Here is a 21,655-nt window from a genome sequence, read left to right on the forward strand (position 1 = left end):
AATTATTTACCTGATTTTCTTTTAAATATAAAGCTTCTTAAAGAATATTGATTTTTTTCATTATTCTTTAATAGATAACTTGCTACTAACAAACCAAACATTAATGTTATTATTGAAGTGGCATACCAATTGAGTTCAGTATTTTTAATTAAGTATGACAAGCAGAAAGGCAATAATAAACATAAAATTAATATAAAAAATTTCATGATTTTATTTTAATTCTATTGTTTTATTAAACAACTTATTAATTAAATTGTTGAACTACACTTAAATATATCAGCAGTTACACTTGATAAAAGATTAGTCTCTTTAATAAGTGTATTAATTACATCATGACTATTTTTCTTTTCAGTTCTATGATTAGTAAATGTAACCTCTTTGTTCTCATTTAAATCTTGTATGCCAATAGCATTACCGCCCATAGTTTGTGCTCTTTTTTTAAGTTCATACATAAGCTCGTCATAACTCAGACTGCCACCTACTTTTACTCTAATAATACTAATACAATCTGCATTTCCCTTAAGAAATTTAGTTGAAGAAAAATTTATATTTTTAAAGGTATTTTGGTCAAATGTTTTAATTTTGTTAGGTTCTGTGTTGGGTTTAATTAAACTTGTTAGTTTCTGATCTGATATAGTTTCAGTATTACCTGAGATACTTTGAGTCTCACTAGGATTTAATACAATGCTTTGACCATATCTTGACATGTAAGAAGATCCTTGATGGCAACTGGATAATAAAAGTATAAAAATTATTGATTGTATTACTCTGACCATTCTTATGCCCTCAAATTAATTACTATATTTACTTACGTCTTATATCCCAATATATTTAACAAAATAAGATTATATACGTAAATCAACTAATTACATAAGTAGGATTTTATATGAAGGTTATAAGGTGGATATTAGGAAGGTTAATTATTCTTTTAGATTTTATTTTTTCTCCTAAACCAATATTGAGGGATAAAACGTCTCAAGATTTAGTAAATACAATTACAAATCGTTATAAATTATACCAATATTATGCTTGTCCATTTTGTGTAAAAGTTAGACGTTTCTTAAGAAAGGAATCTATTAACATTGAATTTATTGATGCTAAAGATGAGTTTCATAAAAAGGATTTAACCCAAAATGGTGGAATGCTTAAAGTTCCTTGTTTAAGGGTGGGATCAAAAAAAAATCAAGTTAAATGGATATATGAATCTAATGAAATAATTAATTTTATTTCTAAAGAAATAAAAAGTATATAAGTTAATTTTTACATTTAAAGTTGCTTACAAAAAAATTACCTACTACTTTATTAGCTTCAAAGCTCATGAGTTGAGCGTTATCAATAATAAAATTAATAATAGATAATCTAATATTTTTAATAGATATATTCTCAGGAATACATATATTTGTGTTTTCTTTTTTTAAACTATAAATGACATCGTTTACAGCTATTATGTAGCCATCACAAATGCCTTGCTCGTACAAATTTTCACTCTTACAATAAGTCATAAATTGAGCTGTAGTAAAAAACAGATTATTTGAAGCTGCATTTGTTTTAGTTGAAATAAAAAACATTAATAATAATATGCTAAATTTTTTTACCATGACATACCTAACGAAAATTTTCCCATACTATAATCTCCAGAAACAGCGCTGCCTAAAGAAAAATCCATTGGCAAATGAAATCCATCATAAATTCCAACAAAGTTTAATCCAAAAGCAAATTCATTATTAGTAGATGCGCTACTCAAGTTAAGAGAATGCTTGTTGCCATATAATGGTAATCTTGTGTCAAGCGCAGTTGCCATAAGACTTACTCTATCTGCGTATCTTCTTGTCGCGGCATGGTTGGCATCAGTGGGCTCTTGTATTATAAGGTCTCCCATAATGGTTGTTGTATCTGTGGCATTTTTTCCAATTTGCACATGACCTGTTGACGAAGCCATTATATCTTTTCCATATGTAGACGAATCGTAAAAAAGCATAGAATTAGTTCCAATATGAACTATGTCATTGGCTGTGTCTTTGTATAAAAATCCTTCACCGTTACTGTCTATAAATGTATTAGCTTGAATAGTATTGGCAGTTAGTGTGTTGAAACCGCTAATATTACTCGTTCCATCGACTATTACAGCTTTCCCGGCAGTAACAGTCCCAGGGGTCACGTCATCAATTGTCTCTAATTCACTTTCTACAATATTTGCGTTACCAATTATCAAAGAACCATTAGCAGTAATATCACCTGTGCTTGTAATGTTACCAGAATTTATAGTGCCTAGGCCTGAGACATTTCCATTTGTATCAAATGTATAGTTGCCGTCAGAGAATGAACCAGTTATTACCAAATTATCATTAATTGAAACGGTATTACTAGAAAAGTCACCATAAATTAATGGTGTATTAGTTTTGCTGTTATCAATATATAGTTTATTAGAAACATTGCCGGACGCAGGTCCAGCTTCATAACCAACAAATACATTTCCAGAACCCGTTACATTAGTAGCGCCAGCTTTGTAGCCAATTGCTGTATTATTATTTCCATCAGTAAGCGCAACAAGACTGTCTGATCCTACAGCTGTATTATAACTTCCTGTATTAATCAATCTTCCTGCTTCATAACCTACAATAGTATTGGCGTCTCCAGTTGTAATTTCTGTTCCCATTGCGTGATAACCATGAGCAGTATTAAAATTTGCTTGCCCTGTTGTTATGTCAGGAAAAACATCCCCACCTCCTGCGCCACTATCAGATCCACAATTATCAGTTTCAGCACAAGTGGCATAAGCTGAAAAGTCAGTCATAATACTCATAGTCAAATAAATGATAACTAATATTTTAAGTGTAATTAAAGCCATACATATAATACGTCAGCAATAATATTTTGTTAAAGGTTATATTGTTACATAAACATCATATCTTATTATTTTGCCTAAAATTTGATGGGAGCAACCTTTAATGTTATCTAAAGTCTCTGCATATCTTGGTTGTTTAATAACAACTCTTTTTGAAGCATTATTTAATGCTACATTAATCAACTCAACGTGATCTGAATCTGAGCCTACAACCTCTCTTACTAATCTCATATCATTTTTAACTAAAGCTGATTTTTTTCTGTCTTTATACATAGTGTCAATTAATATAACCTCAGGCGCAATATTAGGAAGAATATCTTTAGAATCTCCAAATAATAAATTCATCCTATTTACTATTTTACTTATTTCTCCACCATATAATTTTGCTTCTGAAATAGCAGCTTTCAGAAGATCATATATTTTTTCTGAACGTTCAATTAATGTTACATTTGCCCCAAGTGAAGCAAGGATAAAAGCATCATATCCTAACCCAGCAGTTGCATCTATAATGGTTCTATTTTTATTAAATTTGAACCCAACTGCTTTTGCTAAATTCTGACCTCGACCTTTTCCATATTTTAATCTATGTAAAATTGGACCTTCAATAAAAGAACATTTAAGCATTATTTTATTATAAATTTTAAATTCATTTTTTAGAATTTTTAATCTTTTTCAATTGGTAAATTTTCATCTATTGCCCATTCACTTAAAGAGTTATCATAAATCATTATATCTTCAAAACCTAATTGATATAAAACAAAAGCCTCTAAAGATGCGGCAATTCCTCCCCCGCAGTAATTAAGAACTTTATGATTTTTAAATATATTTTTATCAAAAAATAATTTGGACAATTCTTTGATATTTTTAAATTTCCCATTTTTAGAATCTAGTAATTCATGAAAAGGAATATTTAAGCTATTTGGTATTCTTCCACGTCTTCCATATCTAGGGTTGTTTCCAGAATGAATATCTGAAGTTAATGAATTCAAAATTTTAGTGCCATTATCATTTATAGCGTCTTTTACCATGTCTTTGTTAACAAAAATATCATCTCTAGGTAGAAATGTTAAATTAGATGCAGGAAATGAAAAATTTATATTTGAAGTAATAAAACCCAATCTTTCCCATTCATTAAATCCTCCATCTAGTATACTGACCTTATCAAAACCGACTGCACGTAGCATCCACCATAACCTAGCAGACCATTGAGATCCATTTCTAGAATATAATATGATATGAAAAGGGTCACCCACGCCTAATTTTTCAAAACTATCTGCAAGTATATCTAGACTAGGTAATGTAAATCTATAAGGGCTTTCTTGATCAGATAATTGGTGTTGAAGGTCCAAAAAACTTGAATTTGGAATATGACTTAAGTCATATTTTTCTCTCCCGCTTTCAACTATATAGGGAAGTGATGGATCTTCATCTCTATAATGAAGATAAGTAGTGCAATCATAAATTCTTATATCTGGATTATTTAAATTTTTGTTAAGCCATTCACAGCTAACAATTGCGTCAGGGTATTTCCAAAAAATTTCATCGTTCATATGATAATTCCTATTAAAAATAATTTAACATAATATATTTTATGGTTTAAGAAATATACTTCCTCCACCTTGTCTTGATTCTAACAAGTCATGAGCTAAATTAGCATCTTCAAGTTTGTAGGATCTTAACTTTGGAATAATAATTTTATTATTTTCAAAAGCATTAAAAACAGAATCTGTCATTTTTTTATAAATAGTTGAATTTGAAATATAATCAAAAAGAATTGGTCTTGAAACAGTTAAAGATTTACTCGCTAGAGTAGACATTAATAATGGCTCAACTGGACCAGAAGATTGTCCAAAATTTACCAAATGGCCACAAGCACGAATGCTTTTTATGGAGTTTTCAAAAGTATCCTTCCCAACTGAATCAAAAACTTTATCAACACCCTTTCCATCAGTAATATCCATTATTTGAGAGATGAAATCTGGCTGGTCATAAATTAAAGTATAATCACAACCATATGATTTTGCTAAAAGTGCTTTTTCTTTTGAACTGACACTTCCAATGACTAAGGCGCCAATAGACTTAGCCCATTGAGAAAAAATTTTGCCTACACCGCCTGTTACAGCGGTAATTAAGATGATGTCATTTGCCTTTACATTAGTTACCTCTTCCATAAGCATTTGAACTGTTATAGCTCTAGAAAAGTTTGTTGCTATTAACTCAGCTGAAATATTTTTAGGTATTTTTATTGCAATTTTATGATCTAAGTTTCTATGACTTGTGTATGCCCCATAGTTTTTAGTAATATATCCAACTTTGTCACCTGGTTTAAAATTAGTTACTTTTTTACCAACTTCTTCAACAATACCTGCCGCTTCTAAGCCAGGAATACCGGGCAAACTTAAAGTTTTATAAAGTCCTGATCTAACATAAACATCATGAAAATGAACGCCAATTGCAGTCTGTTTTATTGATATTTCATTTTCTTGTGGTTTTTGAACTTTAATATCTTCTAATTTTAAAACTTCTGATTTTCCGTATTCTTTTAATATAATTGCTTTAGCCAATTTCACCTCATTACAACTTTTTTAGATTTAAAACATTTCATAAATAGGACAAGTTATAAAGTACTAAATGTGTAGAAGTATAATATTAATGTAATTGATTTGTAGAAATAGATGATGAAATAGTATTATAATTAAAAAAATAAAGGAATTATTTTATGTCAATTATTCGTATTACAGTTCGTACATTTCAAAATGAACAACATGCAGAAATGTTTATTGCAATGGCACAGAAAATTGATGAAACCTCTAAGAAAGATGGTTTTAAAATTAATTTCACTATGATTCAAAATCAATCTTTAAAAAATCAAGTTACTAGTATTTGGCGGTATGACAATGAAAAGCACGTTAAAGACGTGCGTTCTTATCTATCAAAGCATAATTCTATTCCAAATTCTCTATCACCAAAAGAGGTGGTTTATACCGGAGAAATAGTAATAGATTCTAATGAATAGTTTTATAGATAATTTATAGTATCTTTTATAAGAAGCTGATACCCATCATAATCAAACAAATTAGTGAGACTGCCCACACTATAGTCCTTACGTAATCAATACCAAGGATGTAAATAGGAACATAAATAAAACGCATAGCCAGCCATAATGTAGCTAGGAATGAAATATCTATATCTTTGATTATTGATAAAAGAGCTAAAGTAATAAAAATTGGAAGTGTTTGAAATAAATTTTTTAAAGCTCTTTGAGATCTATCAAAAAACAATGAACTTTCAGCTGCATCATCTCTAGAAGAAAATAAATATAAAAAATTTAACTTCTTTGTAATTAATAAATCAATGGTTACTGGAATAAAGATCTGCATTAAGATTAGTAACAATGTTAGTAATACAATTATTTCAATAGTCATCAAACTCTCCAAATTTTTTATTTAATCAAGCTAACTAAATTTTCCCTTTTTCAAAGCTTTTTAATTTTTCAACTAGAATATTAATATATTCTTCTGATTCAAGTAATTTTTTCTTTAGAGTTTTATTTTGCTCTTCTAAAAAATAATTTTGTCTTCTCATCCACTCAGTATGTTCAATTTCAGTTGGATATGTTCTTTTCATTTAATTCTTCCTCAAATTTTATTTTTTTTAATTACTTGAAATATTAAAAAATAAATTACAAATCTTTTTAAGTTAATTTTAACTTAGATACTTAAGTCATTGTTCTTCGGAAGAAGGATCTTTTGTAAGATAAATACCAAAGCAAAAACCACCAATTGCTAAAAAATTTAAAACAAAATTAGGTTCTGCTAGATCTGCAGCCCTTAATATGCCCCACAGTATGGAAACTCCAACAATAGTCCATCCTAGTAATTGTTTTTTCATGATTTAGACCAAAAAAGTAGTTGATAATGAATTCAACTATATATTTTAAATAAAACATCTCAAGCAATAATAGATACTTCTAGTATGTTTACATTATGCTAAATTATATAGTATAAATTTATTAAGTATTTCATTAGCCATAGATTTTTTTACTGATTATTATGTATATTTTTAAAGTTATTGTTTTTTTATGTCTTATGATGTCTCAATCTTTAGGTGATATTATTTTTAAAGATGATTTTCAAAATTCCAAAAATTGGAAATTTATTTCAGATCAAGTTATGGGTGGAGTATCTACAGGAGAAGTAAGTTACTCAAAATTAAATAATGAAAATCAAGCTTATATTTCAGGAAATGTTTCCACAAAAAATAATGGTGGTTTTATCCAAATAAGAAGATCATTAACCGATGTTAATTTAAAAAATGCTCAATCTATAAAAATAAATACAAGTGGAAATAACCAAGAATATTTTTTACATTTAAGAACAAAAGGGACTCTTTTGCCCTGGCAATATTACCAGTTAGGTTTCAAGGTTCAAAAAAATTTTCAAACTTATAATTTACCAATTGCAGATTTCAAAAGATCAAGTTTTTTTATATCCAAAGATATAATTCCAGAGAAAATAACCTCAATAGGTATAGTAGCATTTGGAAGAGATCATAAGGCAGATCTAAATATAAAAAGCATTGAATTTGTAAAATAATATTTTCTAAAAAATATTTTTAATACTCAATTTTATTTTAGTAAAGTGGCTCTTTTAAATTCAACATTTTTAGGCCTTATTGTAAAAAACCTTGAGATCCTATGTTGTTCAAAAGCTTGATCAATTATATTTTGAAGATCACCAATATTTCCTTCAATTGGTTGACTGTTCCACTCTTTATTATCTACTATTAGTGTAATGATGTATTTTTGTAGTTTTTTTTTCATATTCTTATTTATCTTACTCTTGATAACATCAGCCAAATAAATCTTAAAGAAACAAAGTTTCTAACTACGCCTATAACATAAGTAAATGCCGCAGCTCTCAAAATTGATTTGCATGAATCATGATATTCAGGTGGAACCTTTTCAATTAATATAGGAAGAGCTTTGTTAAAGCTTGCGTCTAACTCTACTTCCAAAGTTATTAAATGAACTATAATCCCAATTAACAAAGATAGTAACGCCAAAAGTAAACATACTTTAATTAATGGATAGTACCCAGTAGCTAAAATTGTAGGTATCCCAATTAACAATATACTACTTCCAATTTGAGAAATCCAAGCAGTGTTTCTAACTAAAGATGTTCGTTGCTCAAGTGCCTTGTACTTTTCTTTATGCTGTATTGCGTGTCCAATTTCATGGCATACTATTGATATGGCTGTTAGGCTCTTTTTAGAAAGTCGATCTTGTGTGACTTTTACTTTTTTTTCTAAAAGATCATAATGGTCAACAGATAGAGATTTTTCTATTTTAACTTCAGTAAGTCCGTAATCTTTTAGAATAAGTTTACCAAACTCTAATCCAGTAAAAGGCATATTAATTAATATTTGATCGTTTTTATGAAAAACGTAGTTTAACCAGATAACTGGAGCGGTAGAGAGAATTAGAAAAATAATTAGATATACGATCATGATTAAGAAGTCATAAGCTCAGATAATGATTATGTTTGGTTAGTATTATATTTACGTGGTGATTAGAAAATAATTTTCAACTACTACAAATCTGTTAAATAAAATAACTTATCACAAATGCTAATAAAGCATAAAACCCAATTATTTTTATTATCTTTATTATTGCCTTTTTAGCCTCTGAATTATTATTGGGGTCGTCGTTTTTATCGTGAAACCATGGCTTAAAGGTATTCTTAGTTTTTTTATCTATAAAGTTTCTTACAGGGTGCACATTATCAATTTCATTATCTTTCACAATTTTATGTCCTTAATATTTTTTATCACATCGTAATTATATTCAAAAAAACACTCATTAATAATAATTTTTTAATTTCTTTTCTTATCAAGTAGTCTTTTAATAGTAAGTGGATATAGATTATGTTCTATGATTTTTATACGAGCTTGAAGTGTATTAAAAGTGTCATCTTTATTTATTGATAAAATTTTCTGATCTATGATCATTCCAGTATCAATACCTTCATCAACATAGTGTATAGTTATACCAGTGTATTTAACACCGTAATCTAGGGCCTGTATTATAGCATTTTTACCTTGAAAAGCAGGTAATAATGATGGATGTAAGTTTATTATGCTATTATGAGGTAAGGAATGAATAAATTTTCTACTTAAGATTTTCATAAATCCAGCAAGGACCAAAAGTTCAGTATTGTAATGTAAAATTAATTTAGAAACCTCTGCTTCTAAAATTAATAAGTTTTTAAAAGTATATACTGGAATATTATTTTTTTTGGCAATCAATAAACCACGAGCATTCTGATTGTTTGAAACAACAAATTTTACATTAATGCCATTGTTAATTATTGCATTTAAGTTAGAGCCATCGCCGCTTATAAGAACACCTATATTATATTTCATTAATAATATCCAAATCTGCTAAAATTTAAAAACCTACTTCTAGTAAATTGTTTATGAAATGAAATAAATAAAAGTGCTTACTCATTGCCATCACTAACGATTAATGAACTGACTTCTCCATCATAAATATCAGCATCTACTTTATTAGGATTACAACAAATTTCACAGTCAAATATTTCAGTATTTTTACCACTGAATGTTTCATCTATACCTAAATCTATCTCAAAAGTTTCAAAACAAAAGTAACAAGTTATTATTTGGTGATTAGTATCTTTATCTTTTAAAAATGACATCAATTTTTTCTTTCATTTTGTTAAGTTTGTTTTCTAAGGTATTTTCAAGATGTAAGAGCATCTATATATGATTTTGAATCTAACTATAATTAATATGCTCTATAACAAATGAGACACACTTTTATAAATTTTTATTAAATAGTTTTAAGTTATCCTCTAAGTTTTATGAAAATTATTCTAAACCTCTAGATTAAAACCATTAGGCTTTATTACGATATCAACTACCTCTTCTCTATTTTTGAAATATATAGAATTTACCTTGAAACTATACTGAAATTAATTAGAATTATATTATGTGTGTATGCTCTATATCTAATTTTTTACCAATGTTTATATTTGCTTTAATTACTTTTATTTTAATTTGGAACTTTTCAAAAATTAAGACCTACTTGTTTAATAATTTTTCCAAATACTTTCTACAATAATATTTAATTTTTTTGCTTGATAGCAAAGGAGAAAATGTGAAAAAAACAATTGTTGATAATTGGAATTTTATTATGAACCATAATAAAAATCCATTAAAGAATATACCAGATACTAATACCAGACACATGATTATGCAAATTTTAGCGTGGATGTGGTGTATTGTGTTTTCAATGTATTTTAGCAGTATGTGGATCTTTGGAATAACAACTATTGCTCATATTTTTATTTTAGGGGCGATAGCAATCACAGTTGCTACCTTTGAAACTGCAAAAAGAAAACCAAGTATTTTTGGTGGTTATTATACCCCAAGTCGAAGTCGTGCCATTTATTATGAAGGAAAAAGAATAGAATTAGATCCTAATGATAAAGGAGGAGAGCATGAATGATGACGAATGCGTTAAAATATTGACGATATTATATATGTAACAAAAAGATTAATATTATGAGGTCTGTGCATTGTTATGTGTGGTCGATTTGTTGTTTCTACTAAAAATGCTTTTGGTCTTAAATATGAGACTTCTTATAATGTTACTCCATCTCAATTAGTCCCTGTTAAAACTAAAAATGACGCAAAGTTAATGAAATGGTCATATTCTCCATCCTGGAAAAAAGATATGAATCTTATTAATTGTCGTTCTGAGACAATGAATGACAAACCATCGTTTAAGAATGCTAAAAGATGTATTATTTTCCAAAATGGTTGGTATGAATGGCAAAGAAAAGAAAAAGAAAAAATACCTTATTACCATTATTGTTCATCAAATAATTTTGCAGGCTTATACAACAATATTGGATGCCTTATATTAACTCGCAATTCTACAGATAAAATTAGTCATATTCATCATCGTCAACCTTTGTTGTTAGAAGATAATGAGATATGTGATTACCTTGAAGGTGAAAACATACTTAATAGTAATGCCAATAATGACATTAAATTTCATTGTGTTAGCAAGGAGGTCAACAACCCTTCAAATAACAATCCATCTTTAATAAATAAAATAAACTTTTTATAAGTTACGAGAATGGCTCAACTTATATAACTTTGTTTCAAAACTATTTTAATATTTAGTTTAGATACTGTTTCTTTTTTATTTGATCTTAGTTAAGATTTTAAGATGAAGATTTTTTTATTTAGATTAAGTAGAGTATTATGTTTTGGAATATTTACGATAGTAATCGGTTTGTCTATAATTATGTTAAATAGGAATTCATCAATATATAGTAAATTTTATAGTGAAGGTTTATTAAAAATATTTTTAATTAATTTAGGATTACTATCATTAATTTTTGTTTTTAATTGGTTGTGTTTTGGTAAACTCACTATTTGGATAAGAAAAAATAAATAAGCAACAAATAAGAAAATAGTTAAATTATTTTACAAATGAGTCAGCGTAGAATTTTCTTAATTTTTCCAACTATATTAAATTGGATTAGTTAATTTCATATAAAGGCAGTTTGATTTTAGCTGTATTTAATCTGCACCATATGAACCTTTTAATATTTTGAAGTTGTGTTTTAAATCTCCAACGATTTAAATGTTTGTAATATCTGACACAGTTATAACAAAGTAAAACCCAATCTTTATCCTCACTTGTTATCTTACAATTCCAGACAATATCAAAGGGAAGTTTGCAGTTTTCACATTTATGATTATTTTTGAAATACATTTTACCTCAAATTGATATGATTTTTATTTACATTTGTCATTTTCTTTAGTCGCCTCTCTTTTCCTTATTGGCATTGTATCTACGATATTATGAATCTCTTTTAATAATGAGACATCTGTTGAATATGATTTGACTTGCCCATCATAACCAATTAACCAAATTCCATATTTGTTTTTATATTTATTTGGAATAACATATTTATTAATTTCATTGCCTACTATTCTAATATATTTAAGGTTTCGAGCTTTATTTTCACAACTATTTTTTTTAAAAAAAATATCAGTTTCATTAATAAAATGAATATATTTTTCTTTTGAAATAAAAAGAACTATTCTTTTGTTCCATGAAAATGAATTGATATAATGTTCTAAATTTATTTTTGTGCTTGAATTACTCATTGTTGGAAATATTAAAAAAGTTAATAAAAAACATAATATTTTAATCATTGCTTTACTGTACCCAATATTTTTCAAAGCGGGAAGTAAATTACAAGCAAAATAATAATCTAGAGACATAGGTTTGTTTACTTTTGGGCAGTTTTATCATCTTTGGCTGAGACTTTACATTGAATTATTTCACCACCACAACAATCATCCACAACTCTCTTACAAGTTAAACATTGATAATGTGATTGGATATAGATAAATCCTTTTGGGCTACTACAATATGGACAAGGAAGGTTAGTGTTCATAAGAAAATCATATAGAATAAATAATCAGAAGAAAAACTATTGTTAAACTTATCATAAAAAAAAATTTTTTATAAATTTCAATCATTATTATTTTTATATCTTTCTTATAAAGAAATTATAACATGAAAGTTAATTTCTATAAATATCTATTAGATTTTCAATGTTTTATAAATTTTGTTTAGGTGGATTAAAAATTTTATTTTTTGCATCATATTTACCAGTAATCCAGCGGTGTGTTTTAGTAGACCAATAACTTAATCCACCTTTAGATATTGGCTTTAATTCTATTCTTGAAGTTTTTAATTTTCCTGGTTCATGTTTGACCTTAGTAATTTCATACATTTCTTTTATTTCTTCAATTTCTAAGTCAGGAGTTTCAACATCAATATTTTCAATAAATTTAGAAATAGAAGCTAAAGCTAATCTTGTTCTCCCAATTTCTATATTTTTTCTTGTTTGTATAATTTGGCCAGCCCACCAAAGATGTACGTTTAAATAACTTTCTGAGGTAGGAAATGTAAAAGTAACAAACTTAGGTTTTTTAGTAATAAATTTCTTATCTCTTTTTGATTTAGGAAGTTCAAGTTGATCAATAAAATTTATTGAATATTTAACTTCTTCTAAAGTTAAATCTTTATCTTTTTTTAAATCATTATATTTCTTATATATATCTACACCAGTAACACCAGCAAAGGGATCTAACAAAAGATCCTGTTTTTCTGAAGAAATAAAAGACTCAATTGGGGGTAAATTTTGATAGTTTTCTAAACTTAATTTGTAACATTCTAATATGTCTGGATGTTGTAAATCAGGTTTAAGAGTATTAATTTGTCTGTAAAAAGCTTTTAAACCTACTAATGCAACTTTCAGGGCTCTTATTGGAACACCGTTTTTACTCCTAACTACTTTTTTGCTCCAAAATATATGTATATTGACATACTCATTATTTGTATTTGGAACATAATCCCATACATTATTATGAATTTCTGTATTTTTTGATTTTTTTGATCTTAATGTTTCAAGAAAAGTAGGCTTTTTAATATTTTTATTTTCTAGAATACCAATTGAAACATTAACCTCTTTTATTGCTTCTTCTTTATCAACAAAAAAACCAGAGGTGTTCGTTAATTCTTTTCCTTTAATGCCACCAAATGGATCAATCATTTTTATATTTTATAATAAGTAACATGAATAATCAATTTGATTTATCTTTGTATTTTTAAGTTTGGAATTAAATTTTAAATATACCTATTCATATAGATAAAAACTCTGCATTCATAAACTTTCATTATTATCTTTTTTTAAGTTATAAGGTATTATTTAAATATGAATATTGGTGATGTTATAGTGAAAAAAAATTTATTTGATAAGTATGGTGGTGTTACTACTATTAAATTAATACTAGAAAAATTTTATAAAATTTTACTAAGCCGTATGTGGGCAAAGAAGATGTTCATTAATGTCGACATGTAAAAATTATTACTTCACCAGATACAATTTGTTAGTTTTGCAATGGGTAAGCCAGAAAGCGAATTTGATGATGAAAGATTAAGAAAAGGTCATGCTGGTTTGAAAATAACAGAGGAACAATATGACGAAACAATCGATATTCTTGTAAAAGTATTAACAGATTTTAGAGTTAAGTTCGCCGATATAAAGCTTATTGGCAATGCTATTGAAAGTAAAAAACATCTCATAGTAAATGTGCCGGTAATCAAATCACTAGACAAGAAAAAAGTAAGAAAATTAAATGAACAAGAACAGTACAATAAAACAAAACTTGTTTAATACTAACAAGGCAATAAAAGAAAACAGTTAATTATAAATTAGAACTTAAATTTTAAGAGGTTACTATTATTTGGCATTTAATAATAAAAGAATGGTTTTTTTTTAATTTGAGAACTCTGATAAAAAGTTTCTAACGCTATTCTGCTTAAACAGCTTCTACTTTTAGACGTTCCTCTATGAATAATAATATTATAATGAGTTAAGTTATTCATTACTTTCTCATTAATGATTTCAGCACAAATATTTAGATTTGAAATCATATATAGTTTATCGCCAGTTTTCATTGAGTTAATCTCGTACTTAAAAAATATTGTTGTTAATTATATTTATGTTAGAGATCTTAAATATAAAATAAATGTGATATCTTACATCTATAGGATAAAATATTTAATACAAGAGAAAGATCAAGTTAATCTAATTCTAATAAGAATACTCAATTTAGGGTTAAATAAATTTTTACCAACTTTTTATGTTCTACAATTAACACATACAAAAATTAATATTTACGAGGGTGATTTAACGCATTTTGTGAAATTTTTGTAATCATTTGCTCATAATTTATTTTAAGATTCATAGAACAAGATCTATAAAAGTAACCTTTTTGGAGTCCAGGCATAAGATTTGCCTCAATAAAATTAGGTATACCTTTATCATCCATCTTAATATCTATTCTTCCAAACAAACGTCCTTTTAATAAGTGAAATGCAAATTTTGCTAGTTCTGATACTTTTTCGAAAATGATAGGATCTTTTATAATACAAATTTTTTCTAAATCATTTTTTTTAATATTATAATCTAGAATACGATTACCATTTGAATTTTTTTTCACAATAATTTCAATTGGCATTGCTATTAAGCTCTCAGATAGATCATCTTGAATTATACCAACAGTATATTCTTTACCTGATAAATATGTTTCAGCAATGGAGCTTGAGTTTTGATTTAAATCAATATCTAAGACTTTTTTTTCAAAATCTTTAAAGTTTCTAACAATTGAGTTTTGGTCAATTCCAATACTGTCTCCACCATTTAAAGGTTTTATAAATAGAGGAAACTTAATAGGTAATGATAAAGCATTTAAATATTCTTTTGGTTTTGCTGTAAAAAAGTCAGCAGTATTTATATTATTTTTCTGCATAATAATTTTGGCAAAAGATTTGTCATGTACATTATCATATGAAGATTTTTTTGAATTAATATAATTTATGCCATATATATCTAAAAACTCATTTAACCATATTTTTTTAGTTTTAAATTGGAAATATTTAATTCCTGAAAAAACTAATTTTGGCTTTCTTTTTACCAGTTTATTTAGATCACATTCATTTTTAATTTTTGTTAATTTTATATTTTCAAAAGTTTTACTCAATATTTTAAATATTAAACTTGTATCAAGGTTAATTCCAATGCTGTCATGATTTTCTTTGAAGTTTAGAGTTATATTATTTGTTAAAATTTCAATTGTGCGTAAATCTTTACATATATGCCTCTGATTAGATTTAATATTTAAATTTAATTTTTTAAGAGTTTTTAATTTTGCTACCAATATAAATCCTTTGGAATTATAGTTCATTCAAAGTGGTTTAGACTTAACTACTAAATAGTTACTATTTGAAGGTTTAGAAAATAAGTGAGATAAGATAATATTATAGTTTTTAATTGAGCTAATAATGTATGTTGATAACACGTAATTATATAATTAGATATTAATAAATGTTTTAAAACTGATTTCTAATCATCACCACTTCATATGTCTATTCATTACAAACTAAATATCTAGATATCTCAAGAGAAATTCCCCAAGGGAGCTTCAACTTGTCATCTGTTTCTTTTCCTAAGATCATTTTTTAGATTTTATTTATTACAATTTTGCAAGATTTAAATTATATCAAGAAACTAATTATTTTTGATCTTAAAAGATAAAAAAATCTAAAAATAGATGTCTTTGATGCTTGTCTAAGTCATTAATATTATTTAATAAGTTAATTGTGGGGGTAGGATTTGAACCTACGACCTTCAGGTTATGAGCCTAACGAGCTATTCATTAATTATATTAAGTGTTACTACACCACTTTTTAACACTCATTTCAAAGTCTGAAAAGTATTTTGAAATAATTGTTAATTCAAAAGATGACAGAATTGAAGTGTTGGGTTCTCTATCCAAAAGAAACTTAAAACTGAACTCTAAAAGTTCTTCTTTAGTAACTTGCTCATTAGTAAGATTTTTATGAACTTCATCTGAAAAAGTAACAATATGAGTTGTTGTAGTGTTTGAGTTGACTGTAACTTCATATTCACTATTTGATAATATTTTGATTGAGATGGCCATGCTTTATTTAATTAACATCTAATTAGTATCATAAAAAATTGCTTCACTCTTTAATGTTTTTAAAAATTGAGATGATATTGCTGTTGATCCTATTATTTCACCATCATTTAGTTCAAGTCTTAGACCTTGTTCTTTAAATGAATCAATTATTGGTCCTGCCACATTATTATGGTCGTTCATAAATGTTTTGTGATCTGGAAAAATTAAAACAAGAGTAGCAGATGTATCAGAATTATTGAAAATAAATTTCATTAAAGTTCCATTTCCAATGCCTTCAGCATCTGCTTTAGTGTCGGTATAATTTACAAACATATCTTTAGACATTTTATCTTTGAACGTTATCTTAATAGTTCTAGCATACATGAAATTAATCCTTTTTATTTACTAAATAAATCATAAACCAGTTAATCAAAATAGTTGTGAAAGGTAAAGAGCAATCCATATTTCTCTTTTAATACTATCATGGTTTATAGATTAGTTTTTTTTTGTTAGTTTTGAGAGGAAGGGAATTCAAATTAGCACTTTTTAATCATAGGTGGAAAGAGTTTCCATAATAAAAATGTCCATACTAGAACAATACAATATAAAATAATAAAAAATTGAGATGGTAAATTCCAATAAATAATTTGATGGATCCAATAAGATATAAACGAAGTGGATTCATTAATCCCACGTAAACTATTTTCAAATGAAGTTAGTGGGCAAGTTATTCCCAATAAACTCTCTAAAGTAACAAAAGTCATCATTCCACAATGACATATTCTTAATTTTAAATTTTTAACCCAATCCCAATTAAACTTGTATCCAATTGGTATTAAAAAAAACCGAAAGTTATAAAAATAACAATGGTAAAATGAGATACTAACACAATATCAGCGATCAATGTTGTTACCTTTTTTCTTCAATTAAGAGTATAAAATTAAAACTTTGAAAGTTTTTCTTTAAAAATCTTACCTTTTTTAAAATATCTTATTACCCAATTTTGATAAACAGAATGTTTGTTATTACATATTTGCATAGATAAATTTCTCATTAAATGTACAGGTGAACCGCCACCACCTTTTCTTGATTCTTCTTTTGCAACTGTTAAACATAAATTACTGTTATTCTTTAAACGAATAGTATTATCTTTATCAAATATAAATTCTTGTGAATTTTTACATTTTATAAGGGTTAAAATTAGTGGATTATTATATGAAGATGGATGTATACAAACATCAAAATTAGGGAAAAATAATTCTTTTTTCTTTAACTTATTTGCATCTAAACCTTGATCTATAGCAATTTCTCCTTGATAAGAGTAACAGGTATGTGCTTGCAGTCCTCTCTCTATTTTTGCCCTAGATTTATATCCTTTTATGTCGATACAAAATCCTCTTTTATCATCTAGATTATCAATTAACTTAATCTCTACTAAATCAAAATCCGATTGGCCCGAAACAACAGATGTAGTGATAGAAAGGAAAATTGTAATTCCTAAAAACAGTAAAAATTTTGTATAAAATTGAAACACTTTTAAATCCATTGATCATTCGGAGCAGTCAAATCTCCTTTAGTGTCACCAGTATTTAAAACTCCTCTTGGTTCTACCAACATTACTTTGCACTCTTCATCTGCAAAAGGCTTATGTACCACTCCTTTTGGAACAACTATCATTTCACCATTTTTGATTTCAATTGTCTCAGTTTTGAATTCAATGCTCATTTTACCTTCTAATACAATAAACACTTCATCAGTATCAGAATGTTTATGTTTTACAAATTCACCTTTTATTTTTACAAGTTTAAATTGATAATCATTCATTTCAGCAATAACTTTTGGAGACCAATAATCTCCAAATTTATCAAATTTAGAATATAAGTTAATATGCTTTGTCATATATATATTTTAATCAAAATACTTTGTGAAGGTAAAGAATAATTAAAATTTCTCTTTGGATACTATCGTGGTTTATAGATTAGGTTTATTTAGGAAAAAAGAAAGCAGAACTGAATTTTATTTTCCTAACCAAGAATTTTACATTGAGAACAATAATGATATTTCATCTCTTTAATCATCTAGAGGTTCAATAATCTGTGAATATGGTTTAGTTTCTTTAAATGATTGTCTATCTTTATGTATGTTCCAATATGACACTAAATTTTTATACTTATCTCTCCATTTAAATTTAGGAAATCTTAAATCAAGATATTCTAAACAAGTAAATCCACTTACATCTGCAATATTAAAATGGTTACCTACAAAATATTGTTTTTGATCAAGATTATTTGAAAGATATTGAACTCCTTCAAAGATTTTTTTCTCTTGTCTTTTAATCCAAGTTTTACTCCTTAAAATTTCTTTTCTTGAGTTTTCAAGGAATATAAGAACTATAGAATCACATATGCCGTCTGAAACAGTTTCAACCAACCGCGCTGAGATGTTTTCCGAATAGTCATTAGGATAAAAAAGAGGTTTTGGTTTATATCCATCTAAATATTGAACAATTACCTTGCTATCAAACAATGGTTCATAACCATCGCGAAGAAGTATTGGTATTTTTCCTAATGGGTTAACCCCAAGAGTTAAAGTGTCAGTATTCCATGGAACATCAATTATTTCTTCAAAGTCTATATTTTTTTCACGTAATATTACTCTTACTTTGCGTGCATATGGACTAGGAGTAGCAATGATTAGTTTCATGCTTATAGTCTACTCAAAATAGTCACTTAAGGTAAAGAGTAATTGATATTTCTCTCTAAATACTATCGTGGTTTATAGATTAGGTTTTGGTTGTCAGTCTTGAGGGAGTGGGTGCGTAAGATTTAAGTCAGACGCATTATTCTGTTTTGCAATCATATTTAGAAATTCTCTACTCCAAACCCTTTTAATTCACAATATAAATCATTCCTTTATGAAAACATATCTAAACTTCTAGAAAAAGAAATATCATAGAATGAAATTGCAAAGTGGTTAAATAACAAAGGTTACTTCTCTGCGAGAGGTAACTCAATAACAGAGAACGCTATCTGACTCTAATGACTGTTCAATTAGTTTGTCAGGCATAGCAAATTCTGCATTATACCCCTCTAAAAGCGATTCATCATACCCTCTTGCCTTTGCGGACATACCAGAAACTAATATAGTGGCATTTGTTTCCTTCAAATTAAGAAGGTGTTCATATAAATCTCCGGTACCTTGTCCAACTATTTGACCAGTACTTTTACAATTTAATATATGAACCCCATCTGCTGCTAAGAAGAGAGTAACTTCATGATCTTTTTTTATAGCAGCAAGGGCAACCATTAATCCTAACGTAACTTTGTTTTTAAATTGTAGATCACTATGGATATGGACTAATACTTTAGACATCTCATTTCCTTTCCAATTAACTTATTTATTACAAATCCTTACAAATCTAAAAAAGAAGAGAACAGTAATTTAGTTTTCTATAGGAGTAATTCTATAAAAATCGTGGTTTAATCCTAATTTTGGTCCAATTTCTTCCATTCTTTTTGACATTATCTCACCCATTTTAGCTGGATCGGTAATAGTTGCTTTAAACATAGCTGTATTTTCATCAACTTTTCCAATGATATAATCTTTCATAAATTGCTTTCTTAGCTGAATATCTCCGTCATAAATTGATTTCCATTCATCATAACTGCATGTAAATTTTATTATCCCAAACATTTCCATAAAATAACTCCTAAATTTATTAATTTAAATTGAATATTAAGTTTATAGAAAATTAATCAGTCACATCCATTACATTTGCCATTTCTTTTATGTCATTAACAAACATTTGACCCATTTCTCCGAGTGTTTCTTCTATTGCTTCTGGAGAATTTGCTTTCCACCAACAAAACATTACCATGTCATTTTTTTCATTATTCCAATTCATTTGAAAACTAGCATTTTCATTTTTCATATTTGCACGTATGTCATCAGCAGTCATATCTTTAGACATTTCAAAATATTGGTCTCTTAATTCTTCTGTTTTAAATTTGTGTGCTACCATATAATCTTTCATTTAAATCTCCATATTGTATTGATTCTAATAACCATTATCACGGAGCTTTAATCATGAATTTGCAAGAATAATTGAAATATTTTAATAATAATTTTGATATTTGCATATTTTTTAATCAAAAAAATACATGAAACTAAAAGGGTGATAATTCAAAATTCCCAACGTGTGATATTTCTCTCTGGATACTATCGTAGTTTATAGATTAGGTATTGGTCCGTGAAAAAAATATAATTAATTGAATGAATACGATAGTTAAATTATTAATCTATAGTATTGTAGTTATTAAGGTTACAATTTAAGGAGAGAGCCATTCTCCTTGCCAATTAGTCGTCTTTTTGTAATAAGCACGAATATGTTTAGCCCCTAAAAGCAGTAACTGAATTGATTGTATATGACATAACAAAACGGCGAAACGTTTCTGATCCGGGGCATTTTCATAGGCAAGGGGGCTTCCAATGGCTGTGCCAGGAATAGGAATAGTTCCATAAGCGACCTTAGAGTTAGTTGGAACACTTCTCCAGTATGGAATAGTAATATCGCCAACCTTGACTTCAACAACAACGTCCATCTGAATTTGTAATTGAACTTTTGGCAGCCAAATGTGAATTCCAGCACGAGGGTTCTCCTCGAGGACCAACATTTTTGAAGAGGCAGTGTCAGTGTGGAACTCTATCTGGTTATTTATCCTATCGCTCCGTCTCATCACTAAAGTACGAGCATTTGGGAAACCATCCGCACTTGATGTCACAAAGGTAGGGTGTCTTGAGGGCCATTTTTTGTCAGCTTTCCCTCGAGAAATCTGTGCCCAGCCAAAGTCCAAAAAATCATATAGTTTTTGAAAATCATTCATTAATGTAATACTTAAAATTGAATTGTTGGATTGTAAACTAGAATTATTCAATAGATAAAAGCATTTTTTCCTAATCGACATTGGTCAATGGTAAGGGGTGGTCTGCCCATTGACCCTGGTCCATGGAGCATGGACGGGGGTTCAAGGATGGGTTAGGAGAGATGATAAGGTTAGTCTTTGAATTTTTTGCTTGACTTTATTATCATTAATCAAATGATTTAATACAAACTCTGAAAATTTTTTAGAGATGAAATATTAAACTAGGAAAACTAAATTGTGATTAAAAATTTTCTTTACTTATTTTTAATAATTAATTTTTTAACTTATCCGT

The 21,655-nt window shown here is 27.5% G+C and carries 36 protein-coding genes; 6 read left to right on the forward strand and 30 right to left on the reverse strand.

Translation table 11 applies throughout. The annotated features are described in order from the left end of the window. Positions 1-2 precede the first annotated feature (2 nt). Both ABXT66_RS01165 and ABXT66_RS01170 read right to left on the reverse strand, forming a co-directional pair. Complete coding sequence (locus ABXT66_RS01165) at positions 3-206, reverse strand: hypothetical protein (protein ID WP_443643839.1); 204 nt, start codon at positions 204-206, stop codon at positions 3-5. Between the two features lie 42 nt (positions 207-248). Continuing rightward, on the reverse strand, positions 249-776 hold the full coding sequence (locus ABXT66_RS01170; RefSeq protein ID WP_443643840.1) for a hypothetical protein: 528 nt from the start codon (positions 774-776) through the stop codon (positions 249-251). A 110-nt stretch (positions 777-886) separates the two neighbouring features. On the opposite strand from ABXT66_RS01170, the gene ABXT66_RS01175 reads away from it, so the two are divergent. Beyond that, entirely contained in the window at positions 887-1,252 is a 366-nt protein-coding gene (locus ABXT66_RS01175; protein ID WP_443643841.1) for a glutaredoxin family protein, read from the forward strand. Between the two features lies 1 nt (position 1,253). On the opposite strand, the gene ABXT66_RS01180 is transcribed toward ABXT66_RS01175, so the two are convergent. The 5 genes from ABXT66_RS01180 to ABXT66_RS01200 form a co-directional block, all read right to left on the reverse strand. Next, a complete protein-coding gene (locus ABXT66_RS01180) occupies positions 1,254-1,598 on the reverse strand; it encodes a Rap1a/Tai family immunity protein (RefSeq protein WP_443643842.1) in 345 nt (114 codons plus the stop codon). Beyond that, the gene (locus ABXT66_RS01185) at positions 1,592-2,794 is read right to left on the reverse strand and encodes a hypothetical protein (RefSeq protein WP_443643843.1); all 1,203 of its coding nucleotides are present in this window, start codon (positions 2,792-2,794) and stop codon (positions 1,592-1,594) included. The genes ABXT66_RS01180 and ABXT66_RS01185 overlap by 7 nt, the downstream gene beginning before the upstream one ends. A 90-nt stretch (positions 2,795-2,884) precedes the next feature. Continuing rightward, entirely contained in the window at positions 2,885-3,469 is a 585-nt protein-coding gene (locus ABXT66_RS01190) for a class I SAM-dependent methyltransferase (RefSeq protein WP_443643844.1), read from the reverse strand. A 38-nt stretch (positions 3,470-3,507) separates the two neighbouring features. Next, a complete protein-coding gene (locus ABXT66_RS01195) occupies positions 3,508-4,395 on the reverse strand; it encodes a sulfurtransferase (RefSeq protein ID WP_443643845.1) in 888 nt (295 codons plus the stop codon). 39 nt (positions 4,396-4,434) lie between these two features. Then, on the reverse strand, positions 4,435-5,409 hold the full coding sequence (locus ABXT66_RS01200) for a quinone oxidoreductase family protein (RefSeq protein ID WP_443643846.1): 975 nt from the start codon (positions 5,407-5,409) through the stop codon (positions 4,435-4,437). Positions 5,410-5,564: 155 nt separating this feature from the next. Between ABXT66_RS01200 and ABXT66_RS01205 the strand changes: the two genes are divergently transcribed. Beyond that, positions 5,565-5,861 (forward strand): hypothetical protein, encoded by a 297-nt coding sequence (locus ABXT66_RS01205; RefSeq protein ID WP_443643847.1) that lies wholly within the window; start codon positions 5,565-5,567, stop codon positions 5,859-5,861. Positions 5,862-5,886: 25 nt separating this feature from the next. Here ABXT66_RS01205 and ABXT66_RS01210 read toward each other — a convergent pair whose 3' ends face one another. The 3 genes from ABXT66_RS01210 to ABXT66_RS01220 form a co-directional block, all read right to left on the reverse strand. Then, complete coding sequence (locus ABXT66_RS01210) at positions 5,887-6,270, reverse strand: MAPEG family protein (RefSeq protein WP_443643848.1); 384 nt, start codon at positions 6,268-6,270, stop codon at positions 5,887-5,889. 34 nt (positions 6,271-6,304) lie between these two features. Continuing rightward, positions 6,305-6,472, reverse strand: coding sequence for a hypothetical protein (locus ABXT66_RS01215; RefSeq protein WP_443643849.1), 168 nt, complete (start codon positions 6,470-6,472; stop codon positions 6,305-6,307). A gap of 96 nt (positions 6,473-6,568) precedes the next feature. Further along, on the reverse strand, positions 6,569-6,736 hold the full coding sequence (locus tag ABXT66_RS01220; protein ID WP_443643850.1) for a hypothetical protein: 168 nt from the start codon (positions 6,734-6,736) through the stop codon (positions 6,569-6,571). Between the two features lie 161 nt (positions 6,737-6,897). Here ABXT66_RS01220 and ABXT66_RS01225 point away from each other — a divergent pair, with 161 nt between their 5' ends. Beyond that, positions 6,898-7,440, forward strand: a complete 543-nt coding sequence (locus ABXT66_RS01225; RefSeq protein WP_443643851.1) for a CIA30 family protein — start codon at positions 6,898-6,900, stop codon at positions 7,438-7,440. Positions 7,441-7,472: 32 nt separating this feature from the next. Here the strand turns inward: ABXT66_RS01225 and ABXT66_RS01230 are convergent, their stop codons facing one another. From ABXT66_RS01230 to ABXT66_RS01250, 5 genes are all read right to left on the reverse strand, one after another. Further along, complete coding sequence (locus ABXT66_RS01230) at positions 7,473-7,667, reverse strand: hypothetical protein (RefSeq protein WP_443643852.1); 195 nt, start codon at positions 7,665-7,667, stop codon at positions 7,473-7,475. Positions 7,668-7,675: 8 nt separating this feature from the next. Next, positions 7,676-8,353, reverse strand: coding sequence for a zinc metallopeptidase (locus tag ABXT66_RS01235; protein WP_443643853.1), 678 nt, complete (start codon positions 8,351-8,353; stop codon positions 7,676-7,678). Between the two features lie 94 nt (positions 8,354-8,447). Beyond that, positions 8,448-8,648 (reverse strand): hypothetical protein, encoded by a 201-nt coding sequence (locus ABXT66_RS01240; RefSeq protein WP_443643854.1) that lies wholly within the window; start codon positions 8,646-8,648, stop codon positions 8,448-8,450. A gap of 71 nt (positions 8,649-8,719) precedes the next feature. Beyond that, the gene (gene purN, locus ABXT66_RS01245; protein ID WP_443643855.1) at positions 8,720-9,268 is read right to left on the reverse strand and encodes a phosphoribosylglycinamide formyltransferase; all 549 of its coding nucleotides are present in this window, start codon (positions 9,266-9,268) and stop codon (positions 8,720-8,722) included. A gap of 77 nt (positions 9,269-9,345) precedes the next feature. After that, positions 9,346-9,561, reverse strand: coding sequence for a CPXCG motif-containing cysteine-rich protein (locus ABXT66_RS01250; protein ID WP_443644707.1), 216 nt, complete (start codon positions 9,559-9,561; stop codon positions 9,346-9,348). A gap of 461 nt (positions 9,562-10,022) precedes the next feature. Here ABXT66_RS01250 and ABXT66_RS01255 point away from each other — a divergent pair, with 461 nt between their 5' ends. Both ABXT66_RS01255 and ABXT66_RS01260 read left to right on the forward strand, forming a co-directional pair. Beyond that, positions 10,023-10,373: a hypothetical protein gene (locus tag ABXT66_RS01255; RefSeq protein WP_443643856.1), complete on the forward strand. Its 351-nt coding sequence runs from the start codon at positions 10,023-10,025 to the stop codon at positions 10,371-10,373. Between the two features lie 75 nt (positions 10,374-10,448). Continuing rightward, positions 10,449-11,000 carry an SOS response-associated peptidase gene (locus ABXT66_RS01260; RefSeq protein ID WP_443643857.1) on the forward strand — a complete coding sequence of 184 codons (552 nt, stop codon included), beginning with the start codon at positions 10,449-10,451 and terminating at the stop codon, positions 10,998-11,000. A 677-nt stretch (positions 11,001-11,677) separates the two neighbouring features. On the opposite strand, the gene ABXT66_RS01265 is transcribed toward ABXT66_RS01260, so the two are convergent. From ABXT66_RS01265 to ABXT66_RS01275, 3 genes are all read right to left on the reverse strand, one after another. After that, positions 11,678-12,100 (reverse strand): DUF4174 domain-containing protein, encoded by a 423-nt coding sequence (locus ABXT66_RS01265; protein ID WP_443643858.1) that lies wholly within the window; start codon positions 12,098-12,100, stop codon positions 11,678-11,680. A 77-nt stretch (positions 12,101-12,177) separates the two neighbouring features. Then, positions 12,178-12,345 (reverse strand): hypothetical protein, encoded by a 168-nt coding sequence (locus ABXT66_RS01270; protein WP_443643859.1) that lies wholly within the window; start codon positions 12,343-12,345, stop codon positions 12,178-12,180. A 165-nt stretch (positions 12,346-12,510) separates the two neighbouring features. Then, positions 12,511-13,509: a hypothetical protein gene (locus ABXT66_RS01275; RefSeq protein WP_443643860.1), complete on the reverse strand. Its 999-nt coding sequence runs from the start codon at positions 13,507-13,509 to the stop codon at positions 12,511-12,513. Between the two features lie 348 nt (positions 13,510-13,857). On the opposite strand from ABXT66_RS01275, the gene ABXT66_RS01280 reads away from it, so the two are divergent. After that, positions 13,858-14,133 (forward strand): hypothetical protein, encoded by a 276-nt coding sequence (locus ABXT66_RS01280; RefSeq protein ID WP_443643861.1) that lies wholly within the window; start codon positions 13,858-13,860, stop codon positions 14,131-14,133. Between the two features lie 77 nt (positions 14,134-14,210). Here ABXT66_RS01280 and ABXT66_RS01285 read toward each other — a convergent pair whose 3' ends face one another. The 12 genes from ABXT66_RS01285 to ABXT66_RS01340 all read right to left on the reverse strand — a co-directional run bounded on the left by ABXT66_RS01285 (position 14,211) and on the right by ABXT66_RS01340 (position 21,405). After that, positions 14,211-14,417 (reverse strand): hypothetical protein, encoded by a 207-nt coding sequence (locus tag ABXT66_RS01285; protein WP_443643862.1) that lies wholly within the window; start codon positions 14,415-14,417, stop codon positions 14,211-14,213. Positions 14,418-14,629: 212 nt separating this feature from the next. Next, positions 14,630-15,679 (reverse strand): D-alanine--D-alanine ligase, encoded by a 1,050-nt coding sequence (locus ABXT66_RS01290; protein WP_443643863.1) that lies wholly within the window; start codon positions 15,677-15,679, stop codon positions 14,630-14,632. A gap of 507 nt (positions 15,680-16,186) precedes the next feature. Further along, entirely contained in the window at positions 16,187-16,462 is a 276-nt protein-coding gene (locus ABXT66_RS01295; RefSeq protein ID WP_443643864.1) for a hypothetical protein, read from the reverse strand. 18 nt (positions 16,463-16,480) lie between these two features. Beyond that, entirely contained in the window at positions 16,481-16,825 is a 345-nt protein-coding gene (locus tag ABXT66_RS01300) for a hypothetical protein (protein ID WP_443643865.1), read from the reverse strand. Between the two features lie 152 nt (positions 16,826-16,977). Continuing rightward, positions 16,978-17,322 (reverse strand): DUF2784 family protein, encoded by a 345-nt coding sequence (locus ABXT66_RS01305; RefSeq protein WP_443644708.1) that lies wholly within the window; start codon positions 17,320-17,322, stop codon positions 16,978-16,980. 59 nt (positions 17,323-17,381) lie between these two features. Further along, positions 17,382-17,975, reverse strand: a complete 594-nt coding sequence (locus tag ABXT66_RS01310) for a hypothetical protein (RefSeq protein WP_443643866.1) — start codon at positions 17,973-17,975, stop codon at positions 17,382-17,384. A gap of 2 nt (positions 17,976-17,977) precedes the next feature. Then, positions 17,978-18,340, reverse strand: coding sequence for a cupin domain-containing protein (locus tag ABXT66_RS01315; RefSeq protein ID WP_443643867.1), 363 nt, complete (start codon positions 18,338-18,340; stop codon positions 17,978-17,980). A 171-nt stretch (positions 18,341-18,511) separates the two neighbouring features. After that, positions 18,512-19,144, reverse strand: coding sequence for a glutathione S-transferase N-terminal domain-containing protein (locus tag ABXT66_RS01320; RefSeq protein WP_443643868.1), 633 nt, complete (start codon positions 19,142-19,144; stop codon positions 18,512-18,514). Positions 19,145-19,450: 306 nt separating this feature from the next. Then, a complete protein-coding gene (locus ABXT66_RS01325) occupies positions 19,451-19,813 on the reverse strand; it encodes a DsrE family protein (RefSeq protein WP_443643869.1) in 363 nt (120 codons plus the stop codon). Positions 19,814-19,882: 69 nt separating this feature from the next. Continuing rightward, positions 19,883-20,140 carry a hypothetical protein gene (locus ABXT66_RS01330; RefSeq protein WP_443643870.1) on the reverse strand — a complete coding sequence of 86 codons (258 nt, stop codon included), beginning with the start codon at positions 20,138-20,140 and terminating at the stop codon, positions 19,883-19,885. Between the two features lie 52 nt (positions 20,141-20,192). Continuing rightward, positions 20,193-20,474, reverse strand: coding sequence for a hypothetical protein (locus tag ABXT66_RS01335; protein ID WP_443643871.1), 282 nt, complete (start codon positions 20,472-20,474; stop codon positions 20,193-20,195). Between the two features lie 295 nt (positions 20,475-20,769). Next, on the reverse strand, positions 20,770-21,405 hold the full coding sequence (locus tag ABXT66_RS01340) for a pyridoxamine 5'-phosphate oxidase (RefSeq protein ID WP_443643872.1): 636 nt from the start codon (positions 21,403-21,405) through the stop codon (positions 20,770-20,772). Positions 21,406-21,655 lie beyond the last annotated feature (250 nt).

The sequence above is a fragment of the Candidatus Levibacter sp. Uisw_134_01 genome (genome assembly GCF_047717795.1).
Taxonomy (GTDB): domain Bacteria; phylum Pseudomonadota; class Alphaproteobacteria; order Puniceispirillales; family Marisalimonadaceae; genus Marisalimonas.

Coding starts and splice junctions, on each gene's coding strand:
- ABXT66_RS01165 (WP_443643839.1), bottom strand. CDS start 206: ATGAAATTTTTTATATTAATTTTATGTTTATTATTGCCTTTCTGCTTG.
- ABXT66_RS01170 (WP_443643840.1), bottom strand. CDS start 776: ATGGTCAGAGTAATACAATCAATAATTTTTATACTTTTATTATCCAGT.
- ABXT66_RS01175 (WP_443643841.1), top strand. CDS start 887: ATGAAGGTTATAAGGTGGATATTAGGAAGGTTAATTATTCTTTTAGAT.
- ABXT66_RS01180 (WP_443643842.1), bottom strand. CDS start 1,598: ATGGTAAAAAAATTTAGCATATTATTATTAATGTTTTTTATTTCAACT.
- ABXT66_RS01185 (WP_443643843.1), bottom strand. CDS start 2,794: ATGACTGACTTTTCAGCTTATGCCACTTGTGCTGAAACTGATAATTGT.
- ABXT66_RS01190 (WP_443643844.1), bottom strand. CDS start 3,469: ATGCTTAAATGTTCTTTTATTGAAGGTCCAATTTTACATAGATTAAAA.
- ABXT66_RS01195 (WP_443643845.1), bottom strand. CDS start 4,395: ATGAACGATGAAATTTTTTGGAAATACCCTGACGCAATTGTTAGCTGT.
- ABXT66_RS01205 (WP_443643847.1), top strand. CDS start 5,565: ATGTCAATTATTCGTATTACAGTTCGTACATTTCAAAATGAACAACAT.
- ABXT66_RS01210 (WP_443643848.1), bottom strand. CDS start 6,270: ATGACTATTGAAATAATTGTATTACTAACATTGTTACTAATCTTAATG.
- ABXT66_RS01215 (WP_443643849.1), bottom strand. CDS start 6,472: ATGAAAAGAACATATCCAACTGAAATTGAACATACTGAGTGGATGAGA.
- ABXT66_RS01220 (WP_443643850.1), bottom strand. CDS start 6,736: ATGAAAAAACAATTACTAGGATGGACTATTGTTGGAGTTTCCATACTG.
- ABXT66_RS01225 (WP_443643851.1), top strand. CDS start 6,898: ATGTATATTTTTAAAGTTATTGTTTTTTTATGTCTTATGATGTCTCAA.
- ABXT66_RS01230 (WP_443643852.1), bottom strand. CDS start 7,667: ATGAAAAAAAAACTACAAAAATACATCATTACACTAATAGTAGATAAT.
- ABXT66_RS01235 (WP_443643853.1), bottom strand. CDS start 8,353: ATGATCGTATATCTAATTATTTTTCTAATTCTCTCTACCGCTCCAGTT.
- purN (WP_443643855.1), bottom strand. CDS start 9,268: ATGAAATATAATATAGGTGTTCTTATAAGCGGCGATGGCTCTAACTTA.
- ABXT66_RS01250 (WP_443644707.1), bottom strand. CDS start 9,561: ATGTCATTTTTAAAAGATAAAGATACTAATCACCAAATAATAACTTGT.
- ABXT66_RS01260 (WP_443643857.1), top strand. CDS start 10,449: ATGTGTGGTCGATTTGTTGTTTCTACTAAAAATGCTTTTGGTCTTAAA.
- ABXT66_RS01265 (WP_443643858.1), bottom strand. CDS start 12,100: ATGATTAAAATATTATGTTTTTTATTAACTTTTTTAATATTTCCAACA.
- ABXT66_RS01270 (WP_443643859.1), bottom strand. CDS start 12,345: ATGAACACTAACCTTCCTTGTCCATATTGTAGTAGCCCAAAAGGATTT.
- ABXT66_RS01275 (WP_443643860.1), bottom strand. CDS start 13,509: ATGATTGATCCATTTGGTGGCATTAAAGGAAAAGAATTAACGAACACC.
- ABXT66_RS01280 (WP_443643861.1), top strand. CDS start 13,858: ATGGGTAAGCCAGAAAGCGAATTTGATGATGAAAGATTAAGAAAAGGT.
- ABXT66_RS01285 (WP_443643862.1), bottom strand. CDS start 14,417: ATGAAAACTGGCGATAAACTATATATGATTTCAAATCTAAATATTTGT.
- ABXT66_RS01295 (WP_443643864.1), bottom strand. CDS start 16,462: ATGGCCATCTCAATCAAAATATTATCAAATAGTGAATATGAAGTTACA.
- ABXT66_RS01300 (WP_443643865.1), bottom strand. CDS start 16,825: ATGTATGCTAGAACTATTAAGATAACGTTCAAAGATAAAATGTCTAAA.
- ABXT66_RS01315 (WP_443643867.1), bottom strand. CDS start 18,340: ATGACAAAGCATATTAACTTATATTCTAAATTTGATAAATTTGGAGAT.
- ABXT66_RS01320 (WP_443643868.1), bottom strand. CDS start 19,144: ATGAAACTAATCATTGCTACTCCTAGTCCATATGCACGCAAAGTAAGA.
- ABXT66_RS01325 (WP_443643869.1), bottom strand. CDS start 19,813: ATGTCTAAAGTATTAGTCCATATCCATAGTGATCTACAATTTAAAAAC.
- ABXT66_RS01330 (WP_443643870.1), bottom strand. CDS start 20,140: ATGGAAATGTTTGGGATAATAAAATTTACATGCAGTTATGATGAATGG.
- ABXT66_RS01335 (WP_443643871.1), bottom strand. CDS start 20,474: ATGAAAGATTATATGGTAGCACACAAATTTAAAACAGAAGAATTAAGA.
- ABXT66_RS01340 (WP_443643872.1), bottom strand. CDS start 21,405: ATGTCGATTAGGAAAAAATGCTTTTATCTATTGAATAATTCTAGTTTA.